The 23942-nt window shown below is 53.0% G+C and carries 17 protein-coding genes; 6 read left to right on the top strand and 11 right to left on the bottom strand.

The genetic code is table 11. The annotated features are described in order from the left end of the window. Positions 1 to 122 precede the first annotated feature (122 nt). Together J5289_RS20580 and J5289_RS20575 are read left to right on the top strand one after the other, a co-directional pair. The gene (locus J5289_RS20580) at positions 123 to 1280 is read left to right on the top strand and encodes a glycosyltransferase (RefSeq protein ID WP_247750745.1); all 1158 of its coding nucleotides are present in this window, start codon (positions 123 to 125) and stop codon (positions 1278 to 1280) included. 254 nt (positions 1281 to 1534) lie between these two features. Next, positions 1535 to 2338: a YdcF family protein gene (locus tag J5289_RS20575; protein WP_209207424.1), complete on the top strand. Its 804-nt coding sequence runs from the start codon at positions 1535 to 1537 to the stop codon at positions 2336 to 2338. Positions 2339 to 2368: 30 nt separating this feature from the next. Here the strand turns inward: J5289_RS20575 and J5289_RS20570 are convergent, their stop codons facing one another. The 3 genes from J5289_RS20570 to J5289_RS20560 form a co-directional block, all read right to left on the bottom strand. After that, positions 2369 to 3301 carry a 1,3-beta-glucanase gene (locus J5289_RS20570; RefSeq protein WP_142831101.1) on the bottom strand — a complete coding sequence of 311 codons (933 nt, stop codon included), beginning with the start codon at positions 3299 to 3301 and terminating at the stop codon, positions 2369 to 2371. Between the two features lie 23 nt (positions 3302 to 3324). After that, positions 3325 to 4422: a glycosyltransferase family 4 protein gene (locus tag J5289_RS20565; protein ID WP_209188079.1), complete on the bottom strand. Its 1098-nt coding sequence runs from the start codon at positions 4420 to 4422 to the stop codon at positions 3325 to 3327. Positions 4423 to 4523: 101 nt separating this feature from the next. Next, positions 4524 to 5861 (bottom strand): NAD(P)-binding protein, encoded by a 1338-nt coding sequence (locus J5289_RS20560; protein WP_209207425.1) that lies wholly within the window; start codon positions 5859 to 5861, stop codon positions 4524 to 4526. 495 nt (positions 5862 to 6356) lie between these two features. On the opposite strand from J5289_RS20560, the gene J5289_RS20555 reads away from it, so the two are divergent. After that, positions 6357 to 7796: a lipopolysaccharide biosynthesis protein gene (locus J5289_RS20555; protein WP_209186118.1), complete on the top strand. Its 1440-nt coding sequence runs from the start codon at positions 6357 to 6359 to the stop codon at positions 7794 to 7796. A 450-nt stretch (positions 7797 to 8246) separates the two neighbouring features. On the opposite strand, the gene J5289_RS20550 is transcribed toward J5289_RS20555, so the two are convergent. The 4 genes from J5289_RS20550 to J5289_RS20535 form a co-directional block, all read right to left on the bottom strand. Continuing rightward, a complete protein-coding gene (locus tag J5289_RS20550; protein ID WP_142831105.1) occupies positions 8247 to 9980 on the bottom strand; it encodes a Wzz/FepE/Etk N-terminal domain-containing protein in 1734 nt (577 codons plus the stop codon). Next, positions 9977 to 12016 carry a glycosyltransferase gene (locus J5289_RS20545; protein WP_209207426.1) on the bottom strand — a complete coding sequence of 680 codons (2040 nt, stop codon included), beginning with the start codon at positions 12014 to 12016 and terminating at the stop codon, positions 9977 to 9979. The genes J5289_RS20550 and J5289_RS20545 overlap by 4 nt, the downstream gene beginning before the upstream one ends. Beyond that, complete coding sequence (locus tag J5289_RS20540; RefSeq protein WP_209186121.1) at positions 12013 to 13416, bottom strand: hypothetical protein; 1404 nt, start codon at positions 13414 to 13416, stop codon at positions 12013 to 12015. The genes J5289_RS20545 and J5289_RS20540 overlap by 4 nt, the downstream gene beginning before the upstream one ends. Positions 13417 to 13751: 335 nt before the next feature. Beyond that, positions 13752 to 14474, bottom strand: a complete 723-nt coding sequence (locus J5289_RS20535) for a sugar transferase (protein ID WP_142831108.1) — start codon at positions 14472 to 14474, stop codon at positions 13752 to 13754. Positions 14475 to 14790: 316 nt separating this feature from the next. On the opposite strand from J5289_RS20535, the gene J5289_RS20530 reads away from it, so the two are divergent. Beyond that, on the top strand, positions 14791 to 15864 hold the full coding sequence (locus tag J5289_RS20530) for a glycosyltransferase (RefSeq protein WP_209188154.1): 1074 nt from the start codon (positions 14791 to 14793) through the stop codon (positions 15862 to 15864). Between the two features lie 52 nt (positions 15865 to 15916). Beyond that, positions 15917 to 17299 carry a polysaccharide biosynthesis/export family protein gene (locus J5289_RS20525; protein WP_142831109.1) on the top strand — a complete coding sequence of 461 codons (1383 nt, stop codon included), beginning with the start codon at positions 15917 to 15919 and terminating at the stop codon, positions 17297 to 17299. A 661-nt stretch (positions 17300 to 17960) separates the two neighbouring features. Here J5289_RS20525 and J5289_RS20520 read toward each other — a convergent pair. Further along, positions 17961 to 19199 carry an FAD-binding protein gene (locus J5289_RS20520; RefSeq protein ID WP_209207427.1) on the bottom strand — a complete coding sequence of 413 codons (1239 nt, stop codon included), beginning with the start codon at positions 19197 to 19199 and terminating at the stop codon, positions 17961 to 17963. A 780-nt stretch (positions 19200 to 19979) separates the two neighbouring features. Beyond that, on the bottom strand, positions 19980 to 20393 hold the full coding sequence (locus J5289_RS20515) for a helix-turn-helix domain-containing protein (RefSeq protein ID WP_247750746.1): 414 nt from the start codon (positions 20391 to 20393) through the stop codon (positions 19980 to 19982). A gap of 797 nt (positions 20394 to 21190) precedes the next feature. On the opposite strand from J5289_RS20515, the gene J5289_RS20510 reads away from it, so the two are divergent. Then, entirely contained in the window at positions 21191 to 21748 is a 558-nt protein-coding gene (locus J5289_RS20510) for a fasciclin domain-containing protein (RefSeq protein WP_209186124.1), read from the top strand. 69 nt (positions 21749 to 21817) lie between these two features. Here J5289_RS20510 and J5289_RS20505 read toward each other — a convergent pair whose 3' ends face one another. Both J5289_RS20505 and J5289_RS20500 read right to left on the bottom strand, forming a co-directional pair. Next, a complete protein-coding gene (locus tag J5289_RS20505) occupies positions 21818 to 21976 on the bottom strand; it encodes a hypothetical protein (protein ID WP_153816490.1) in 159 nt (52 codons plus the stop codon). Positions 21977 to 22137: 161 nt separating this feature from the next. Then, positions 22138 to 23679, bottom strand: coding sequence for a flagellar hook-length control protein FliK (locus tag J5289_RS20500; protein ID WP_209207428.1), 1542 nt, complete (start codon positions 23677 to 23679; stop codon positions 22138 to 22140). Positions 23680 to 23942 lie beyond the last annotated feature (263 nt).

The following is a 23942-nucleotide window of genomic DNA, read 5'->3' as shown; positions in this document are numbered from 1 at the left end:
GCTCTGGAACTTGCGGAGGCACTCCCCCTCAAGGTGCTGAGTTAGACGTTATTTTGTGAAAAATGGCCTGAAAGAACATTCTATTACGGTATTTTATCTTTAGGCGGAGTTTTATGTCGCTAATGTCGTCAATCGTCGCAAATAAGAAAATAAAAATATTATATATACAACAAAATACTAAATCATTTGCCGGCGTGGAACACGTTGTGGATACAGTTTGCTCTGAGATTAGTCGCAAGTTTGGTGCTTCGATCGAATTGGATGTCCTCTACACATCCGAGCACAAGAATAGACCGAAATCCCGTCCCGCTTATAATGAGATCACCCGCATCAGTCGAAATACTCTTCATATGATGAAAATTTGCCGGCGCACCGTGGCATGCAAGGACTACCAGCTCGTCGTCGTGCCTCAGATAGAACCTGCAGTTCTAGTGATGATCGCGTGTCTTGGTATCCCTCAACGTATCGCCGTCTATTTGCATGGAAATCCGCATAGGGAATGCAGTCACTGGAAGGCGAAGGTGTTATTCTTCCTCATGAAGTTCTATTTTTTGCGGCACGTGTCCGACGTTTTTGGAACTTCGCCGCGGCAGCTGGAAAGCTTTAGAAAGATGTTTGGCAGTGAGGTGCGCCAGACCTGGCTGCCAAATCCCGTCAGACGGTTCGACGATCGATCGAATTGTGCCATCGATCAGGACTTTGTGACCTTTGTCAATGTGGGGCGCTTTACCCACCAGAAGGGGCAGGATATTCTGATATCTGCATTCTCGGAGTTGGCAAGAATACGAAAAAACGTAAGGCTGAGGATCGTCGGATACGGAGAAGACGAGGCCGCCTTGCGCCAGCAAGTTTTGCAACTGAACATGCAATCTGTGATTACTTTTGACAATCTTCCAGACAATCCAGCTCCCGCGTTGTCAGCGAGCGATGTTTTTGTTTCAACATCGCGCTGGGAAGGATGGTCGTTGGCGATTTGCGAAGCTCTGCGATTTGGCATGCCGGTGGTCTCCACTGATTGTCAGTTCGGTCCTAGCGACATCCTCACCGACGAAAAGCTGGGACGCCTGGTTCAGGCTGATAAGATTGAACAACTGGTGGCCGCTATGGCTTATTACGTCGACAATCTCCGCTATGAGAAAACGTATTCAGATTATCGGAAAGCTTATGTTTCTCGCTTTGACGTCGATCAGATCGTTGATGTCCATGCAGCGGCGATACTGACAGCCGCGGGCAGGGCACCAGTGAAAATGGGAGACGTACCGGCGTTCGAGGCTCGGTGATCGGTTAGAAAGTGTGAAAGCCGGTGGCGCAGGTTTGGCCGTCCCTCGAACCAATCGGCAGAGCAAGGCTATCGAGCCCTCTAGCCGGCCATCACATGAAACCGGTGAGAACCGATAATGAGGTAGCTAAGACGGTTGGCTGACCGTAGTCCAATCGTTGACGGGGACTTTGACATTGGCAAGTCAATTCACGGTGGGAACGTCGTCCGAACGCTCCGACTTCCAGGAAATCTAATCCTTTTTAGGCGAACAAAATGTTCATTATTTCAAAAGTCATTTGGATACTTCTGCAACCTTTTTCTCTTTCTCTCATTTTTTGCGTCTTCGCACTTGTTGCCATCTGGTTCCGCAGACGGCGGCTCAGCTTGTTGCTTGTCCTGGTGCCGGCTTCCATTCTTCTTGTCGCTTTGTTCACAACGACCGGGGTTGTCATGGTTGAAGCTTTGGAGGATCGCTTTCCGCGCCCTTCTGCTGATCCACTCGATGTTCAGTGCGCCATCATATTGGGGGGTGGTTTTACCAACGACGTTGATACAGTCCGAGGGGGATACGAAATGACGGATGCGGGAGACCGGTTTGTGGAAGCACTCCGACTGGCCAACAAGTTTTCTGCTATGCGCATTATCGTATCAGGAGGGGACGGTTTTATTACCGGCGGTTACCTGGGAGATGGAATTATCGCCGAGAGGATGTTCACTGTCTTTGGAATCAAACATGACAGGCTACTGCAAGACAGCACATCCCGCACGACCTTCGAGAACGCCATCAATACCAAGAAACTCCTCGATGCCAATGGTTTGTCCCACTGCCTTCTCGTTACCTCTGGCTTCCATATGCCGCGGTCTGTTGGTATATTCCGTAAACTGGGTATCGATGTGATACCATGGGTTACCGATTATCGCACAATTGGAACGGAGAGCTTGCGATTTGACATATCTCAGCCGGAGGCAAACGCATCACTCCTTGGCGTCGCTGCGAAGGAATGGATAGGCATGGTTGGCTATTATATGAGTGGTCGAACCTCTTCGCTCTACCCAGGCCCTAGTCAAAATCAGTAAGAGCGGCACCACACCAACAACGGTCTCAGTTCAGGTGTAGACCCGGACATAGTCGACGCGCATGTGGGCCTCATAATCGTTTGGATCTAGCTGAGTGGGATAGGGAACGTCGGCCCGCAGCGCCAATGTTAGTATCGGCCAGTACACATCGTTGTTAGACTGCATCTCAGCTGCTCTTCCAATCGTCCAGTTTACAGGTTCGAGGGTTTTGGGGTCGATAACTGGCTTGCGCTCGAAATAGAGCCTGAACTTTGCGTCTTTCACAAGAAGTCCGTAGCGGAAATATCCCTTGGTGATGTCGACGTCGGTCGGAACGCCAACGCCTTGGTGATGCTCGTTCGGTTGTCCCCATTCGTGCAGGTAAGCCCCGTATAGATCACTTTCCGATCCCTTTTGCTCGACGATGTCGAGCTCGACAGTGGTCTGTGGGTGAAGAATGCTCCTGCCGTTCATCAGCCAGAATGCGGGGAACGTCAGGAAATGTGCCGGAAACCACATTCTTGCTTCGAAATATCCCTCTCGCCAGCCCTGCAGGATTGTCCCATCGGGCTTGGCTGTCTGAATGTTCCCAGATACCCACTGATATTCTGGATTATCGTTGCCATAATAATTTGGCACATTCATTTTGCGACCCAGATGACGGACCGACATTTGCAATGCCTTGCCATTTTCTGTCGAGGGGTCGTCAATGATCGCATATGGATTGTAGCCATCTTCGCCGTTGATCCGACTGAACGCTGATCGTCCATAAAAGCCTGTATCAGATGTGCTTGGTTTTGCGCCGGCGTACCATATGGCGGGATCCAACATGGCAAAGTTCTCATCAAATGTCAGCGACATGTCCTTGGTGGGGTCTTCGGTTTCATCAGCTTGCACATCAGTGCCTATCATGATCAAGGTGCCTGCCGCTGCAAGCGCTGCCGATCCAATCAACACGTCGCGCCGGGATTTCAAAACTGCCATCGTATCCTCCAGGTCTATCAGTTTCATTTTGTTGCCGGGTGCGTGGAGCCGCTTACGATCGGCGACTTGTCACGCAGGGCGCTCTTGTAAACGTCGAGCGTTTCGGCAGCCACGCGCTTTATAGTCATGCGCTCAATGTTGAACTGGCTCTTGCGTTGCCATTCCTCAACCAGCGACGGGCTTTCAAACAAACATCTAAGTACTCTTGCCCAACCGACGATATCTCTCGGCTCGACAAGCAATCCTGCCGCACCGAACTCAATCAACTGCGGTATGCCATCGACGTTCGCTCCGATGATTGCACACCCGGCCTCCCGCGCTTCCGAAAGCACAAGGGGCGCGGGGTCGGCATGCGAAGGCAACGCGAAAATGTCCGCACTTGCCATCCAACTGAAAGGATCATCTTGTGGACCCATAAAAAGGATGGCGCTGGCGCACTCCATCCTTGAAGCCATGTCGCGATATTTGTGCTCGAACGGCCCGCCGCCAATCACATACAGCCTCGAGTTCGGGACATCCCGGTGCGCTATTTGGAACGCCTCGAGCAGATCTGGGAGCCCCTTCCTGGGGTGCAGGCCGCCGACGAAAAGGACGCTGGGAGATTGCAATGCCAATTCAACATGTGTTCGGTTCCCGGAACGGGCACAACCGATTGTTCCGTTCAAAACCACACGCAGGCGTCGAGCACTGATGCCACGCTTGATCATGGAAGCGCCAACCGCGTCGCTCACCGCTATGACGCGTGAACCCAACCCCATCAAGATAGCACTTTTCTCAAACTCATTGTGGACAGTTGTGATGAGGGGAACGCCCACGATCTTGCACACCGGCCATGCGAGCACTGCGCTCGTCATCATATGGGCGTGAACGATATCAGGTTGCCAATTTCGGACAAAAGCGCGCAAGGCAGCAATTGACCTGAGTGCGGACAGGGGCGAGCGCTGATGGGAGAGAGTGGTCTGAGAAACCGAGTTATTAGATAGCAGCTCATCGAAATCTCCGCCCCCGCTGGCCAAACAGACATTATGTCCCAGCTTGGCCTGAGCGCAAGCAAGATCCACTGCTGCATGGACATGGCCGTTGGAGCGATTTGTGTGATTGAGAATATGCAATATGCGCAAATACGCCTCCGGGCATTTTGTGGTGATTGCTGGACTTTCAAGCCACGTTCGGACTGCCGCCACGTCAGGTGAGAGAACCGGGCGTAAATTGAAGCAAACGGTTAAGCTGCTGATGGACGGAGCGCTTCTTCGGCCTCCACAGTTGAAGATCGTGCAGTGGGTTGATAATTGAACCCGCCTTGTCGACCGAAAGATTCAATGCCGAATACGCGCAGTTTTTCTATTGCCTCTGCGGCATGTTGGGCGGCTCCCCGTCTGTAGATAGGATAGGCATGGCTAAGCACGCGGGCGCCTTCCAATCTAAGCTCGCCTTTGAAAAGGCCGTTTTCAGAGACGTGTTCACGAAAATCTGCTTCAGCGCTCTCAATCGTACCGCCTGCGTGATGGGCGATGACCTCGGCACCAAAATACTCTCGAGCGTCAACCAGGCCGTAAAAATCCGAATGCATAGTCAGCCGCTTCCAAGCGCCTTTGTACGAGAAATTGTAGATAATTGGCTGGCGGAAACCGCGGTCGCCTTTGAAACTGAAAAACAATCCGATCAGCGTGATTGTTTCGAGAGGAGGGCCGGGGTCCAAGCCGCATAGTGCGACCGTCCGTTCGATCGGAGTGGTAGATATAAGTCTGCTGGTGACGACGATCCGATCTTTCGTGCGCAACCGAAACTGACTTCCGGCTTTCTCAATGCTTCTCATTTGCGCCGACAAACTGACAGCGACCCCCTCGGTCTCAAGCTTGTCAACAGCCACTTTATACAAAGCGCTGAAGCCGGCTTTCGGCCTGGCCAATTGCCGATTTGGTTTGCCCGAAGGTCGTCGCGGGAGCAACCGCGATAGTAGCTTTCGCAACGACGCGTGCTCGCTGATCCACATCATGCGCTTTTTGGCCAAATCGATATCGATCTCTGTGGTCGAGATGCCGTAGAAGCGCTGCATGTACGACTCCAGCCCAGAACGTCCCAGCAGGTATTCCCCTATCCAGAAGCGCGCAAAGTCGTGCGCATTGTCCATTCGCCGCCTGAAGAGACGAGAAAAGATGACCGATGCGAATATCCTGACGGTGCCCACGGGGCCACTACCAAAGATGTCATCGCGGATCGAGATTGGATAGCTCGTCACCATTCCCTGTGGGTTCAATCGCGCCCACTCCGGCTCAATTGGTAGATACAGAGGTAGCAATTCTGGGAAATAGAACAGGAGCGGTGAATCATCCTGGAAAACTAAGCTGCCAATATCAAAAGTATAACCATTTGAAGACCAGTCCAGGTGATTTCCACCAACGTGCTCATAGTCGTCAATGATGAGAATGTTACGATGTCCTTGACGCGATAAAATGGCCGCCGATACGAGCCCCGATATTCCAGCACCAAGTACAACTGCGTCAAATTCTTCCTCAAGGAAATAGGATGCGCGGTCCTGATGAATAAGGTTGTCGGTCATAAAACGTCCCCGCTCCACCGCTATATTTATGATATCTCAAAAAAAAGAATTTTAAAGTCTAATTGGCAGAACAGGCGAGATATCTGCATCGTTGTTGAATTTGGTTCTGATCGTAGCGCACTATTTGTCCAAATATCCGAGATTTTCTTTGACTATGGCTGAGCGGACCGATTTTATATCCGGTAGCCTATATGTAGGAAAACGTGGTACGTCTTGGTGATGCATTTCCAGTGTTCTTCGACGTCTCCGTTCGTACTTGGCTGATATTTTCGCGATCAAAGGATGGATAAGTGCAGCGCCAACGCCTTGATGCCCCCAAGTCCAAAGCTCGATTGTGGGTGACGGCCGATTTTCTGCCGGTAGGATACTCTCTAGAAAGGTCGCGTTCGAAGATTCGCCCTGCTTGCTGTTTTTCGCTCAGCATTGGCCGACGCTCTTTTGTGAAAGTAACGTTGCGTGGCTGCGTTTTGTCACGTGCCAACCAAGTGAGCCACAATGCTTGCCTTTAAAGCGGTTCAGGGTGCTAGCTGGCTAATCGTCTCGCGGTTCGCAGGAAAAATAGTCGACTTCTTTACATTGCTAGTTTTGGCACGGATTTTAACACCGTCGGACTTCGGGCTAGCCGCCTTGGGTATGTCTCTTGTTGCAGTGGTGGACACTGTGCTCGAGATGCCCGTGACCCAAGCGCTATTGCGCTTAGACGTAATCGATAAGACGCATCTCGATACGGGTTTTACGTTGAGCATCCTGAGAAGCGTACTGATTGCGATCATCATCTTTTGCGCTGCATGGCCCTTTTCATTCTTCAATGATAACAGCGCGCTTGTACCCCTTGTCGCAGTTTTGACGGTTGGCCCCTTCGTCAAAGGTTTCAACAGCCCCGCGATGGTTCATTTCGCGCGTGATTTGGACTTTAGACGGGCCTTCATGATGGAGTTCAGCGGCAAATTTTTCTCATTCTTTTTGACGATCTCGATCGTCTTATTGGGCGGTGGATACTGGGCGATTGCTGCGAATTTTGTGTCAAACTGCATCATTTCGGCAATCGTATCCTATGTACTGGCACCCTACAGGCCGGCATTCTCACTGGCACGCTTCTCAGACTTCTCGAGTTTTATAGGTTGGTTCAGTGGGTCTCAGCTTGTCTCCGCATTGAATTGGCAATTCGACCGCGTCTTCATCGGAGCGGCCACAGATAATGCAACACTTGGCCGATACGCGATTGCAAGCGATTTGGCTGGGTTGCCATCGCAGAGTGTGATTGGACCTGCCATGCAGTCTGTCATGTCAGCATTTTCGCGTATTTCCGGGGATGTGGAGCGTCTCAGGCTCGCATTTTTAAAGACTGCCCGTTTTGCGATGTTGATATCGTTGCCGATCTGCGTGGGGATTTCCCTGACGGCAGATCTGCTGACGGAGATATTGCTTGGTGCAAAATGGCAAGGTGCTGCGCCGGCACTGAGTATCCTCGCCCTGTCAGTGATCACGACGCCGTATTTCCAAACCCTTTATTCGGTGGGTTTGGCGGTGAATCGCCCAAATATTCTCTTCAAACTAAATGCCATAGACCTGATGTTGCGGATTATTCTAATTTCGACGGGTATCTTGCTCTACTCCTACATAGGCGCGAGCGTAGCGAGAGTGCTCCTGTCTGTCATCATGTTCGGCTTCTACGTTTTGGAGGCTCGCCGATTGCTGTCGCTCAACATAGGTGTTCAGTTAAAAAATCTCTGGAAAGTGGGGGCAGCCAACGGGTGCATGGCGGTCATCGTTCTAGCATTGCGTTACCAACTTGTCGGGTATCCGTTGAACCATACCGTTGAGTTGGTGATGGTGTCTGCGGCTGGAGCAGTCGCCTATACGCTTTCCCTTCTGGCACTGGGGATGAGACTTTCCGTCGGCCGCGGCAGGTTCGAAATCATTGACCAGGCATGAAGCCCTGCTTGACCGCGAAACCGGTTGACGTGACCGCTAGTGTGGTCGGCCAGTTCGTCCGTCGGCGCTGATCGTTTCACCCTAGCGGGGACCGGGATTCATTGGGTTGAAGCCGCCAAAACGCTTCATCACTTTTCCGTTGCCCGAATTTTGATGGTGAAGTAACGCGCTAACAAGCATAGGACAAGGAATAGTTAGGGTCGATTTGAAAGCCCCGGAATTTCCTCAACTTGAAACAGCACTGTTCAGGGCGCTGCATCAACAAGCACACCGCGCTGGTAGTTGGTTGTAAGCATAATCTGACGGGCAGTGGACGCGGGACGTCGCGGGCTGCGTCTTGAAGCGGTCGAGCGAGACAGCACTCCTTCGATCAAGGTTTCGTCATTCATCTGGTCGAGCGCCACCACCGCATCATTTTGCTGGTTCTCAGGTGGCGGTGGCTCGCCTTTACTACGCCTTGGCACGGTTAAGGACGGTGCCAATTACATTTGCTCCGGCCCTGCGCAGTTGTTGAATTGTGTCAATGGCCTCATCGATTGTCGTGCGTCCCTCAGTAACGACCACCACAACAGCATCAGCATGTATGGCCAACGCCAACGCGTCTGTCGATCCTGTCAGCGGTGGCAGATCTAACAAGACATCGCTGGAGATGCGAGCTGTTTCAATGAGACGAGAGACTCGACGATCTCTGAAGTCGGCGAATAGATTTGATTCCGCATTCTTCGAGTGAATAGGGAGGACGGCGATGTCATCACAGTCGCCATGTGTAAATATGACTTCCTCGGGCTTCACGTCTGCGATCAAGATGTCCGCGAGATTCGTCGCCATGGATGTCTCTTGCGAGGCATTGTCAGGCAATTCGTTCACATCAGCTTTGAACAGTGTGACATGGCGGCCGCTATGGCTGATTAATTGGGCCAAACTCAAGCAAAGTGTGGACGCTCCGCTCGGTGCGTCCCAGCTGGCTATGGCAACGACGACGCTTCGTTCGCTGCGGACCGACGAGCAAGCAATCTCGATGGACGTTCGAAGATTGCGGACTGCAGCAGCGTATGGACTGCGGGGTTGACCAACAACCATGGCAGCTCTGTAGCCATCTGACCGCCAAGTTGCATTGCTGCGGCTACCTGCATCCGGAAGGATGCCGAGGCAGACTACACCCGTCTCTCGTGCCAACTCCTTGGCACTGCGAATTTTGCGGTTGAAGGCCAGGTTAAGTGCAAGGCTGAACAACCCGATCAATAGACCCAGCACTCCTCCCAAAGCGATGATGAGTGAGGTCCTGGGGCCGGACGGGCTCAACGGCGCCAAGGCTGCGCCAATGACGCGGGCATCCGCGTCCGGCGTTCCGATCGCTGGTAACGCTCCGTTTTTGATCGCTGTTGTGGCAGCGTCAACCTGCGCGTTGAGTGCATCGAGACGCCATTGCAAGGCCTCGGTACCGGAGATTGCCATCTGCAATTTAAAGGCGACGGATTGCAAGATGTAGGCTGAGACGGCCGCATTCGCTACAACTGCCGGCAAATCTCTCTCAGAGGATGAAAAGTCTATTTCTATGACATAGGATTGGCCAAGACGGCGAGCCTCGATGTGTCTGGTAAAGTTCAAAAATGCCGCCTGGCGAGCATCGGTTGTCTTTCTAAGCTCTTCCTCTACCCCCAGGCCGACAGGGGTGGGAGTGGCCTCTGCCATGTCGAGTGCCGTGGAAGTCCAGGGAAACGCGGACCTCAACCGGCTTTCCGCCACAGCCCTTAAACTGGAGAGCATTACGCTCACCTTGGATGGAGGGCGCGGACCGAATTCCGGATTTTTCTGCAGTTCGAGCGTGTCGAACACGGTACTCAAAAGACGCTCGGAACGAATGATTTGCAATTCACTGTCGGCGCGGTTCAAATCGAGCCCCTGTGCACCGCCGTCCTGACCAGACACGGCAGCTTGGCGCCGAGGTTCCAGGAGAAGGGTCGCCGTCGCTGTGTAAACCTTCGGAAGCGAGTGCGCATAGACCACTCCGAACGCAAGACCGACTGTGGTAAAGACGACAAGTTTATATTTATGACGAGTTGCAAGCACCCCAGCTGAGCGTAGAAGTGCAAGTGGTCCTTCGTTGACAGTTTCTGCGGGGGTAGTGTCAAAGCGCCATAGTCGCGAAGCGCGCTCCCAAGGTTGCGGACTGTTATTCGTCATCTCGACTTCGCTCCTACATTGACTTTAAGCGTACGGCTTGCAGAGGACAGCATTCCGGCCTTCTCAGGCGTGATTTTCCCACACACCACATCTGCGATGGCAATCAAGTTGCCCTTGGCTCGCCCGCGTCGGTCAATAAACGGCTCCGGCTTCAGGGCTTTTACGAAATTGCTCAGCATGTTTGCACCGATGTGCGTAAAGACCCGCTTTGACGACATGGTACCCTTCAATAGGAGATAAATGGGATTGGCGATCTGAGAGTAGCCGAGGCGGTCTCCTGCGACGCGGCCGCTTTTGACTCCCATATGGACGCCGAAAGCATCAGCGCCCTTGACGAGCCGACCGCCCGGTTTTGCAATGGCTGCTGCAAAATCCCGGTCCTCAAGCCAGCCATACAGTACCAACCGCTCATCGAAGCGCGTGTCGCCAATGGCGCTGACGCGAAACGCCATATTGCAGCCGTAAGGACTGTAGGGCTCTATCCATGTCCAATCGCAAGGCGGGGCGGAATCGATGAGACGGAGGCCCTCGTCGAAGGAGACGGCATCTCCAGTGATGCCATCTTTGAGGACGCGACCGGTAAAGCCAATGACCTGGCTTTCGTCGCGAAACGTCGCGGCGGCCTTCCTAAGCCATTCTTTATCTGCGATGAAATCGTCGTCGAAAAAAGCCACGATCTCGGCAGTCGGCGGCAATGCGCCAAGCGCGGTGTTTCGCTGTGCGGCAAGACCCGGAGGGCCCGTCAACACGGTCACCGCCGGGTTGTCAACAAGATCGCCGGCATCTGCAAGATTGACGCATGAGACGATCAATGCCTCAGGCGCAAATGTTTGCGTACCAAGCAGATATTGAACAGTCGCCTTCACAACCTCAGGCCGTCCCCTTGTCGCGACAACCACGGCCGTGCGGGGAAGGCGTGGCTGCGGTGGATTATAGGATTGTGCCTGCGACGAGGGTCTCTCGAGCAAATCGAGATAAACTGCAGCTGCGTCGCACCATCGAAAGCGGTGCGCTTGCTCGTGACCGCGCCCGACAAGATCGGTACGCAATTCGGGCGAAAGCACCAGGGCCCGAATGCTGTCGACCCAAGCCTTAGCATCGTTCGGCGACGCCATTAGAGCTGCATCTCCACAGACTTCGGGCATGCTGGCACAGTCGGACGCGACAACCGGGCAGCCGCGCGCCATAGCTTCGATAATCGGAAGGCCGAAGCCCTCCGTAAACGATGGAAAAGCTAAGCAGAGGGCATTGTCGAGTAGATAGGCTAGATCGTCGTCTGTCACGCGCCCGATAAATTTTACGTTGGGCCGACTTTGAAGAATGTCAGCCGCGTAGATTCCATCTCCGCCACCGGCAACCACAAGATTGATTCCAATCGCATCCAGATCTGGCGCCGCATTGACGAGCAACGACAGATTTTTGTGGCGCGCCCGTGATCCCAGAACCAGTACAAACGGACGTCCTGTCGTTGCTTCCAGGACTTGAATGAAGTCAGGTGCAATCTGGGCTTTTGCCGGATCCCATTTCAAGGCGTGTTCATGTCCATTGGGAATAACGGCAATATCTTTGAGGGAGACGGGCAAATGCCGTGCGATTTGGCGGGCTGCAGCGTGAGACACGGCGGTGACGCGGGCTGATCGTTGCGCCAGCACCGGCTGCAGCGTCTGATAGGCTGCGCGGAACGTGCGCCCGTAGCTCTCAGGGGACGCAAAGACATTTGCGTCGTGAATACAAAGGATTTGATCGGTCTTTAAAAGCGGCGCCGTGTTGCACAGGTTCAAAAGACGCCCCTGGCATCGCGCTGGCAGTATGATTTGCTCCCAGGAGTGGCCAGCGAGTGGGCCAGCCTCAATGAGGCTCAGATTCGCCAAGCCGAGATCGCGAGCGCCCCGTGGCGATACAATCTGCACGCGCTTCGCAGATGTTGCCAACAACTCATCCAACGCTTTGACAACATTTGTCGCGTACCGCTGCACGCCAGTTGCCTTCTGGACAAGGAAGCGACCGTTGATCGTGAAGGATGCCGTCTCACTCATGACTTAACTCCTAGGAAAGGATAGGGTATTGCGGCTGTCCGTGTCGCGCGCTCTGGCTCTGCTGTGGCTAAGGCTGCCAGCAGATAGAAGAACAAGCCTTGGTCAATTGCCGAAGACACCAAGAGATCTCCGAACATCAATCCTAGACAGCCATTACGGGCCGAAAGCCGGACATCTGCGGTAAAACTTCCAGGAAGGCCGCGGCGCTTCAGCAAAGCACCATAGGTAAAAGCGCAATAGAAAAATAACCCCGGTAGCCCGACATTTGACAGCAATGCGAGCAGCAGGCTCGAAGTACGCGCGGTCCCCAGACCAACACCCATGTAATAGCTATCTACAAAATTCTTAATGCCGAGCGCGTTCCAAGAATTGCGTTCAATCCCTGAATCGGTTGACGCTTTACCAAGAACAACGAGGTCGGCGTAATTGTAAACGACCTTCGACAAAACAGGGTCGATAGCGACCCAGAGGCAAACCGCCAGCATGATGATGGGAAGGAAAATAATTGCCGCTGTTGTTAAACTGCGAGTCTTCTGACGACCGCTCAACGACAGGGCGGTCACATAAAGAAGAACGAGGATCACAGGAGCGCCGGCCAGGCCTGTCGATGACGTGGACAAAACGACAAGGATAAGCGAGATCAAACCGGTAAGTCCGGTCAAAAAAGGGCGTCTGCCACACAGCCAAAGCGTTGTGCAGAAAGCAAACGTACCAAGCGCCGTGCGTGCGAACGATGACGTTTCGGTAAATGATCCGACGATGCGCTTGACACCTGCAACCTGTTCATCCGTGTGAAGCGTGTATCGTGCGTTTCTCATGAAGCTCAGAACCGCTTGAGTTCCCGTGCTAAAGGTTGCGATATCGAGAAAGGCGAATACGACAATGAGCACCGAGCAAGCCAGCAAGCCCGCGACAAGAGAATTGAAGCCTCGATGAGTTGATGCAACGGCAACGGTGATGGTAAAACAAATAAAATTACCAACCATGTAAACGCTTTGCGTCAAATTGCTGGACACAGTGGTCAGGGGAACGGTGGATCGAGTTTCGCCATAGACTGTGCTGCCAAGCGGCACGATCTGTGTAGCGCCTTCCAACAGGCGCGGTAAAAAGTAGGCGCTGATCAGTCCGTAGATGACCAGACCAGCAAGCCAAAAGCCAGGCTCGGAGGGGCGCAATGCCTGGACAAGGGCGCGCGCCTCCTCGCGCCGGGTCATGACACCCAATGCCAGAAAGCCAAGAATAACGTGGCCTGGTTGGATATTCGCTGCGCCAACGAGCATTGCCGCAGATGCGCCGAAAATTGAAGCGATGGCCGCCGCGATAATTGTTGTGTTACTTCCCCGAAGGAGGCAATAAAATCCTATCAAGATCGTTGCAATGCCGATCGGCTCGACACTCATGCCAGCACACGCAACGGTGTCGCCACACACTGATGGCGAAGCCAGAAATATCTGCTGAAATGGTTTCGAACCACCGCCATCAACTGTACTCTATTAAACACGATATTTCAGGGGTTCGGTGAGCCTCACGTCGACGCGTCCATGTCTGGTGAGACATGCCTGTCAGAGGTCGACATCGGTTCACCTCTATCGGTAGTCTTTAGGCTGCGACCACGCGCCGGCCGTAGCGTTTATTTATTGGTCGTCGTACCGACCGCATGGCACGACAGCGTTGGTCTTTGACAGCACTTGTTCTTGAGAGCGAAGAGGCGGGAAATGGTTGTCATCTCCCATGCTCAATAGCTGCCACGCGTACTGAGAACGGCCGGAATAGTTTTTGCCATAATGACGAAATCGCCAACTAAACTTCGCTCTGCCACGTAGCGAACGTCAATTTCGACACGCTCGGAATAGCTTGTCTCGCTTCTGCCGCTCACCTGCCAGAGACCCGTCAATCCCGGTCGAACGGCTATGTAGTCAGCAATGTGAGGTCCGTAGAATAAAGTCTCGCTTTGTGTGATAGGGCGAGGACCCACCAAACTCATATCCCCACGAAGCACATTCAATAGCTGTGGAAGCTCGTCGATGCTGCTGCGACGCAAACTGCGCCCAAACGCCGTTACCCTAGGGTCTTTCTTGAGCTTTCGACTCGCATTCCATTCTGCTTGTATCTCCGGATTATCCTTCAGGTGTTTCTCCAGGACCTCATCGCTGTTTTTCACCATAGTGCGGAACTTGAAGCAGTGAAACGGCACGCCGCGCTTTCCGATGCGGCGATGGGCTATCAGGATAGGCGCCCCCTGGGTCGCCAGTAAAATCAGGGACACCATTGTGATCAATGGCAGCAACGCCACTAGAGCGATTAAGGCTAAAAAGGCATCTATCAGGTATTTGAAGAAACTTCCAAATCTATCCTCTGCTTTTCGGTGATCTACAGTTACCGGCGGCGGGATAGATGCAATATTCGCAGTAGGCTCCTCCGATGCGTCAAAGCCAGTGATCAGATCGACGCTTTTCATTCGATACTCCTCAATGAGACAACGCTAACCACCTACGGAGGCTCGGCTTTACACTCTGAAGATAGGTTAACAAGTAGTAAAGGGTTTGACAATAACATAATTAAACAGCATCATTTCCTCGCGACATTTAAACGTAGGTATGCAGTTAATCAAAATTCGGAGTCGTCCGATATATTTAGGTGAAGCAAACTGAATATGTTCTTGGATGAAGTATGGTTTATGGTCCTTTTGCTTCATATTCGCGAAGCACAATTCAATAACATAATCAATGGGGTTGCGTTTGCGTGTAGCTATAATACATTACTGGCTTGTTGGAATGCGTGGTGGCGAAAAGGTCCTCGAAACACTCTGCAGGATGTATCCATCTGCTGATATCTACACACATGCATATGACCCAACGGTCATATCAGAAGTAATAAAGAGTCATAAAATTATCACTACATTTATAAATCGACTGCCATATTCTACTAAGCTATATAAAAAATACCTTCCATTGATGCCAATGGCCTTAGAGCAACTTGATCTAAGTGAGTATGACCTTGTGATAAGCAGTGAATCGGGGCCAGCAAAAGGAGTTCTGCCTATGCCGGGCGCGGTTCACGTCTGTTACTGTCATTCCCCCATGAGATACATCTGGAATATGTATAATAAATATTATGAGAGCTCTGGATTGGTCACGCGAATGCTAATGCCTCCGCTTGCTCACTACTTGCGCAACTGGGATGTTGCGACATCTAACAGGGTCGATCACTTCTCTGCTAATTCCGCAACCGTTGCTCAGCGTATCAAAACTTACTACCGGCGCGACGCCCAGGTAATCCATCCTCCTGTTGATACCAATGCATTCAAGGCGGCCGCCATGCATGATGTCGGCGATTATTATCTGATGGTCGGAGAACTGGTCAGTTACAAGAGGCCGGATTTGGCCGTGATTGCCTGCAACCTCCTGAAAGCCAAGCTTGTCGTGATTGGCGGCGGAGAGATGCTCGAGCGAATAAGAAAACTTGCTGGACCGACTGTGACGATCTTGGGGCCGCAACCGTTTGACGTATTGAGGCACCACTATGCCCATTGCCGCGCGCTCATCTTTCCAGGGGAGGAAGATTTTGGGATTGTTCCTGTGGAGGCCATGGCCAGCGGTCGTCCTGTTATCGCCTACGGGAGAGGAGGGGCGACAGAAACGGTTATCGCGGATGAAAGCGGGGTCTTTTTCGATGTCCAGACCACGGAGGCGCTTATAGACGCTATCGAGAGGCTCGAAAAGATTGATTTCAATCCCGCCGCTGCTGTCAGGCGTGCCGGAGACTTCACCACCAATGCCTTCGTGGAGAGGTTTGGCGCTTTTGTCGATGAGGCGATCAGTCCCGCTCGTGCGATGAGGACGGCATAAAGATGCTGATTGCGAAGATTGCCAAACATCAAAGTTCAATTGGGGTGTAACCATGCGTTCAGCAGTTTGGGAGAGAGCCACGTCTAACGTCTTGTTGTTGTGCCAGCCATTGCGACGACTGCGTATAACCCCAACCTGGCGCCTGCTGCTTGGATCGATTTTCGGCCTGGCGATCCTAAGTGGGTATTCTGCCCTCGCGGAAGATTACATCCTCGGTCCTCAAGATAAATTGAAGATCCGGGTGTTCGAATGGCGGCCGGTAACCGGCACCGCATTTGAATGGGTCCCGTTGAACGGCGAGTTTGTTATCTCTGCCGCAGGAACCCTGTCGCTGCCGATTGTCGGAGTGGTACCGGCGAGTGGGCTTACCGTCGATCAGATCTCAGATTCGATTGGCGAGCGCTTGAAGAACCAAGTCGGTATGCAAAAGCGACCAAACGCCTCGGTTGAAGTGTCGGAATATCGGCCGTTTTTCATCGCAGGTCTGGTGACCAAGCCTGGAAAATACGCTTATAGTCCTGGCCTGACGGTGGTTCAGGCGCTCTCCATGGCAGGGGGGATGACAGGTCCTGTCGATGTGAACGTGATGGGTCTGCAACGTGATGTGCTCACAATGCGGGGTGATCTTCGTGCTTTGAATATCGAGCGTTTTGGGCTCCTTGCCCGCCAAGCGCGGGTCGATGCCATCATCAACAATCAGCCTTCCGTTGTCTTTCCTCCAGAACTAACGACCCATTCGGGTCAGGCAATTGTCGATCGCATCATGAAAGAAGAGGCAGACCTCTTCGATACCCGCCAGCGGTCGATCAGCGCTGAGATCGTCGCACTCAATGAAGCAAGAGTTCTTGCTTCGAACCAGATCGAGGCGCTGCAGTCGAAAGCCACGTCCCTGGCAAAGCAGATTGACTTGGCCAGTAAAGATCTTGGAACCGTCAATAAGCTGGTATCTGCCGGACTGAGCGTGTCGGCGCGATCCTTGGGCGCCAGCCAGAATCTGGCAGACCTCGAAAGTCGAAGTCTTGATGTTTCGCTGGCCAATTTGAAAGCCCAGCAAGACGTTGCGAAGGTTGATCGGGACATAACCGATTTACGCAATCGCTACCGAGTGGATGCGTTGACCGAAGCAGCGGACGTCAGGGCGAAGATTGGAGCCAATGCTGAGAAAGTGCAGACAACGCGCGCGCTTTTAGACAATATTGCGCTACAAGCGCCTATGGTCGCCAACTCAGCCGTGGAAGACGGGTTGCAGTCATTTGAAACGACGATTGATCGACTGGTGAGCGGTCATACCAGGACCCTCGCGGTGGGCGACAATGACGCGGTCGAACCCGGCGACCTCATCCGGGTTGAAAAATTGCCCGAGACAAATCTCGGTGCGCCGCAGACAAATTCTCGCAGGCCGGGCCCGTCAGACCAAAAACGCGACGGCTTTTAGAATCGGTCTTCTAAGTTCATCGATTTTTATCGCTGCGCGCGGGCAGAGATTTGCATAAATCGGGCGACTGCTATAGACAAGATTGCACTGCTATTGTTGGCGGGTCTCGGAGCTAACTGTTGATGCATTGGAGTTTCTTAGTCTGGATTTTGGTGGGCATGGTGTGCGCCATCAGACTTCCAATACTCCATTTCACGCTTGTCGTGATTGCCGGCGTTTGCGTCTATGCAGTCCTTTTTCAGTCGTCTTATGTTTCCGCCGGACAACTGTTGGTCTGGTGCCTCATCTACGGCGCGCTTCTGCAGTTTGGGTATGTGTGCACACACTGTATCTTTTATCTCACCTACATCAGAACGGCGGTCAAAGAACGACGCTCGTCCAGTCAAAAAAATCGGTCCGGATCTTAGCCTGATTGAATGTGCTGATCGAATATTTCCAACGACACATGACAAAATCTTTTTCCTTCCCAATCTGGTGAGGATGTCATCTGTGCTCCGTTAAGCGCTCGATAATAGCCACCCTTAGCCCTTGTTGGTTGCGATGGGAATTGACAACTGGCCCCACCGATATTGTCTTGAAAGACAATTGGCCGATCAAATCACACAGTCTGACCGTCACAACCATGTGGCACCCGGTAGAAGGCAAGGTGACGCGCGCCGCGTTAACGGATGGTTGTGAAGAGGTCATTTTTGTCCAGCGAGCGCCTGACGCAATCGAATGCTTCCCACTGAGGAAACGCCGATCTCATATAGGCTTCGTCCGGAATCTTGTGATCTTTTCCCCAGTGTGGTCGGGCTGAAAATGAGCGCATGAGATCCTCGAAAGGGCGCAGGATCTCATCTTGTTCGCTTCGTTTAATCATCCAATAAATATTGAAACAGACAGCATCCTGGCCCGCATTTGGGCCAAGGTAGGACAGGTTATTGCCCTTGACGAATTTCATTTCCATAATTTTTCCGAAGTTTCTGCTAGCAAATTGACTTGCTGCGATACGATCCACAACACGCTCCCAGTCCTTCGTGTCGACCGAATATTGCATACTGATCCGAACGTCACTTTTTGATCGTGCTTTTGTCGCCGGCACGTTTGAGCGTATTATGTCTTGAGCCAAATGCACAGCCGGGCGGATTATCGATCTCAGCATCGACTGCCGTCTTGGCTCCCAAACTGCATTTCGGTGGCTGACATAGGGATTGAAGCCCTCATGCCTATCTTGCCGCTCTTCCAGGCAATCGACCTTTATCTTGTTTGTGCCGAGCGACCAGTGGACCCAGACGTGCGAGCATCGCGACAACACGGCAGTGCGGGTCGCCATAAATTCGTCGAGGTCGATCTCAAGTTTGGTGTAGCGGACCCACGGCATATCAATTGCTTGAAAAACGACTTTGGTGATGACCCCAAGCATGCCGACTGAGACCCTGGCCGCACACATCTCGGCCTCAGACACCAATTTTCTATCGAAAGTCTTGAGCTCACCGGAGGCAAGCACGACGTCCATCGACACAACGAAATCGGACATTGTACCGCTCCGGTGGTTTGTGCCGTGCGTCGCCGTCGCCACCGCACCGCCCGCGGTCATTTCTGGAAGAAAAGCGAGTGATGGTAGACACAGGTTTCGCCGACCGAGCGCGCGTGTAATATCGCCCATGCGCACGCCGGCGTCGACCGTTATGGTCTTTGCAGCCCTATCGATGACACAGAGCCTTCGCAATCCATCCAATTGCAGAGAAATTCCTTTTGTGAAAGAGTGTTCAGACCAAGAGTATCCAAGGCCCATAGGCCGAATTTTCAAACCAGAAGATGTCGCATAAGATACAGCGCGAATGACATCATCTATAGATCGTGCGCGTATTACCTTGGCTGGATAGAAAGTCTTGAAGCTATCATATATATATACCATATTTTATCCAAATACAGATGCTACGATTGCGACGAATGAAGAAACTTTCTCGAAGGTATATAAATGAAATTGCACCGTCTACATAAAATCTGTGCACCTGAGAAATTTATTTAACTATCCCGAAGGATTATGCAATAAAGATGAAAGCGCATTCATCTTATATATTGGTTTGCCTTTCGGCGGAATATTTCCGAATAGTATTGCCAGTTTTTTCAGATCAAATGACACGTTTTGATATGATATTGAGTGTTCCAGCATGCCGATTGCTGGCAGATTTCTAACTCTTGAAGACAATTTATTGGGTTGTACTGCGAAGGGTTCCGCCCGATAATTTTATCCTGTAAACCTGTAAACCTGTAAACCTGTAAACCTGTAAACCTGTAAACCTGTAAACCTGTAAACCTGTAAACCTGTAAATCCTGTAAATCCTGCACCTCGCGCGTCGATGGGCGACCTTGGCCTATTACGCTCGCTGCTGCCAACCTTTAAACTTTGCCCAATGGGCGGCAGAGTTTCACCGAAGTCGGCGAGATTGCTATCCTTAAATAGATGCGAAAACTTTTGTGGTCTCAATGGAACCATTCTTTCGTACCGTCAGCGTGGACTGTCCGCAGGTAAGTGGCCTGACATGCCGAATTACGGTATTCTAAGCGAAAGTTTATTCATTGGTAAGACAAGCTCCTTCACGCCGCCAACGTTGGCGACAGGCTATGGAATAACCTGCCGTATCGGACGAATGGCGATGATTATCGACGACACACTCGGTGGGTGCTTTAGCAATCAATCTTCAGCGTGCTCCTTTGCCAGAGCTGCGACAAGTCCTATAATGCGCTTTCTGATTTCTGGCGATCGGATGCTCGAGAACGCACGGTTGAGATTGCTGCCTTCAATGGTGGCAACGAATTGCGTCAAGTCCCTGAGCGGGGATATCGCATCGCCATCGTCGTGATCAGGCTGCTGCTCATTTCCTTCAAAAAAATAAGAGACGGGGACTTCGAGGATCCGAGCGATGTTGCTCATACGACTGGCACTGACGCGGTTGGACCCCTTCTCATATTTCTGCACTTGCTGGAACGTGACGAACAAATCATCAGCCAAGACAGTCTGGCTCATGCCCTTGATCCTGCGCTGCAGCTTAATGCGCCTCCCGACCTCAATATCGACCGGATCTGGTTGTTTCGAACTCGCGGTCAAATGATCTCTTTCCTTCTCAGATCGACGGTCAATCGTTACCGATTTATTGAATAGCCTTGGAATGAGCAATGGTTCATATGCCGTTCAAGCATATGCCGGCCGAAATTCTCCGAATTTGTTAAGCAATAACTTGGTTATTGTCTCAGTCTAGCTTGACAGATATGCGGGGCATTTGCCCTTACGACGATCGTTTCGTGGCTTCATCGAGGACGTTCTGTGCCGTCATTATACGCTTACTTTAGAAGCGGAAACATCAGGTTCCGCACGCCCCATCCGCGACGCTCTCATTTTTGATAGGACAACCGCAGCACGCCAGGAATGCGATGACCATTTCGAGAATGATAATCGCAACATTTGCAGAAACACCTTCATGGCGGACAGAAATGCAGGGCGGGCCAGGTTGCCGCGCAGCCGCGGTATCGCAAAAGCACAGTTGCGAAACAGGGATCAACGGTAAAGATGCCAAGATGAGAGCAACAGTGCGGTTTCGTTAGGTGATCGAACTCGTTGACTTGGAGACGTCGTGCTTGATCCCTATGTCTTCCCATTCGGCGACGCCGGCTTAAGGCAATCTCCATCGCGCGACCTTCACACGTGTGCCGTAACGAGGGTGGACTTGTCGAGCAACAAAAAATTCGCTCTCAGTGCTGCGTTCGTGTGTCGTCAAAATTTCATATTTGCTTTGAAACCATTGTTAGCGAAGGGCCGTAGCTATCGCTGTATCCATGACGGATACGCGCCATCGGCGTTAGGGAGAGGCCTTTATTCGAGGGGCCAGAAAAACCGGGAAGAATTCCATGATCAAGTCCACACTACGCATAGTCGCAGTCGCGGCTACGCTTGCAGCAGGCACCATGCTGGCACATGCCGAAAACCCAATGGTTGGTGGCGCGGCGATGTATGCTGACAAAAACATCGTCGAAAACGCTGTCAACTCAAAGGACCATACGACACTGGTTGCAGCCGTCAAAGCGGCGGGCCTCGTCGAAACCCTGGAAGGTAGAGGGCCTTTCACCGTCTTCGCACCAACCAACGAAGCCTTTGCGGCTCTGCCGGCAGGTACGGTCGACACGCTCCTGAAGCCTGAGAATAAGGACAAGCTGGTCAAGATCCTGACCTGCCACGTGGTTGCTGCCGACGCCATGGCGGCGACCGTCGAAAAGATGATCAAGGACGACGGCGGCAGCCACAACATCAAAACCGTCGGAGGCTGCGTGCTCACGGCAAAGGAAGACATGGGCAAGCTCACCCTGACGGATGAAAACGGGACCGCCGCTACTGTCACCATCGCTGACGTGAAGCAGTCGAATGGTGTCATCCACGTCATCGACAAGGTACTTCTGCCAAAGATGTAGTCCCAAAATTGGGCGCATTCTATGCGCCCAATTGCCAGGGCCACGCGTGTCGCCCGGACTCAGAGCCGCTTAAATAGCTTGCGGCGGTTGCCCTTCTCGATTTTCATTAGGATCGAAAGGAGATGCTGCCATGAAAATTTTGCGGCTTTTGTTGGAGGGCAGTTGCGCCAGTGGCTGGAGTGCCGGCAACTCTGCAACAATCACCGGCGCTCCACTCTCGATGGTCATTCGCGACCGTTCCGATCTTGTTGCGACGGGCGACACGACATCGGCTGAAGATCGCAGGCTTGATGTGCGGTCAAACTTGTGTAACGCTCGCTACCTGCGAAGTGTAGATGAGCCGACCACTCGACTGCCAGGCAACATGTGGTCAAGGCGTGGTCAAAGTGTCAGAGATAGACGCCCCCGGCACGAGCCCGCTGAGCACCGCCAGCAACGCTATCGTCCGTACCCACGTTGCCTGCGCGCGATATACCATCTTGATCACCGGCCTGTCGTCCTGAATTCTGTCTGCGAGCCTGGCCATCGCTGCCCTGCCCCTGGCTTGTGCCGGGTTGTTGCTGCTGCTGACCCTGGGGGCTCTGCTGGTTGTTGCTCGATGTGTCCGGCGCTGTGTAGGTCACGGTCATGCGATCGACGCTGTAGCCCTGCTGGCGCAGTGAATCGATCATCGCGCTCTGGTCGTTGCTGAGCTGCCTGTAGGCCTCGGCGGAATGGACCTTGAGATCGACGGAAAGCTGCTCGCCCGAAAGCCGCATGGTCGCGGTGACGATCCCGAGGTTATCCGGATTCATCTGAATTTTCAGAGTGTTCATGACTTTGCTGGCACTGGTTGTCGCCGATGCTCCGGTCAGCGCCGCATTGGGCTGCATGGCCGCTGCCCAGTCCTTGTTGCCCGTCAGCGAATTGGCGACCAGTGCCGAATTGGAGCCATCGGCGAGGCCGACGAAGCGTCGGGAGTCGAGGACAGTGACGGTGGCCCCAGTGTCGCCGCTTGCCGATTTGATATCGAGCTGAGGCGTATCGTCCGCATTCCGGCTCGCTGAGAGATCCAGCGACTGTACCTTGCCACTCGCCCGATCGACGTTGAACGTTACGGGGGCGTCACCGTCGGTAGATGTGCCGGCAACGGCATTGCCCTGACCAGCGCTGCCCATTGACGGCGCCAGCATGGTCATGCCTACGGCAACGGCGTCGCCGCTGTCGTCCGCGGCGTCGGCCGGAAGCGCATTTGCAACAGAGGCCGCGCCGGGATCGATCTTGCCATTGCCGGTGTGGAGCTGCCCGGCTGCGGCCAGAACGCTGGCTGAGGTCTGTGCGGGGATGACGGCGGCCGACAAACTGGCTCCGAGCAGCGACAGCACGTCAGCCACCGCGCCGCTGGCGACACTGGCGTCTGATGCATTGGGATCGGCGTCCTTGTTATCGTCGGAGGCAGCGCCGCTTTTGCTGCCCTTGACGCCCGGAATGTCACCTTTGACGGGTGTGGCTGGCTCGCCTGTCGCCGCGCCGGCAACGACATCGGCCAATTGCTGGGCAAGTCCAAGTGGCGAAGTTGCCTCAAGATCGCCCGGTTTCACCGAGGCTCTGGATGTCTGGTCGTTGACGGCGTTGGCTGCCGCGGCGAGAAATTGCGCGGAAGCATTCACGCTGTCATTGCCGGGCCATTGCACTGCAACTGACGGCACTGCCAACGACGCTGCATTCGCCTGATTTTGATCGCCTGATGCGCTTCCTGCAGCGATGGCCTTTGCATCGCCCGTTGTCGGCGTCGTCAGGTTTTTGCCATCCTGATCACTTGCCGATCGGTCGAGAGCGTCCCTAAAGCCATGCGGGTCATCACTCTGCCTCCCGTCGCCGCCAATTCCATTCTTTGGAGAATTCACACCGACTGCGCACGCCGAACCCGTTGCCATAATGACGTCCGCCATATCTTTTCCTTTTTGCCTCGGAACTCAACTGCAGAAAAGCGCACTCATGGGCAGGTGTCTAGGATGACTATCAAAGAAGGATCCCGCCGGTTCGACGTTGCTAATCGAATTGAACCGCTGTTGCGGGCTCCTTCATTCTGTCGCCAACGCTATTTGCCATTTGTGATATTTGATGCGGTTGCCTCATTCAGGCCTCTGCCTCAGGCTTAATCGTTAGAACTTGCGCCAGGCTTTGCGCATCATGCGGATGCCGAGAGCGTACA

This window comes from Rhizobium sp. B230/85, assembly GCF_019355735.1.
GTDB lineage: Bacteria > Pseudomonadota > Alphaproteobacteria > Rhizobiales > Rhizobiaceae > Rhizobium > Rhizobium rhododendri.
This window is presented reverse-complemented; position numbering and strand designations above follow the sequence as displayed.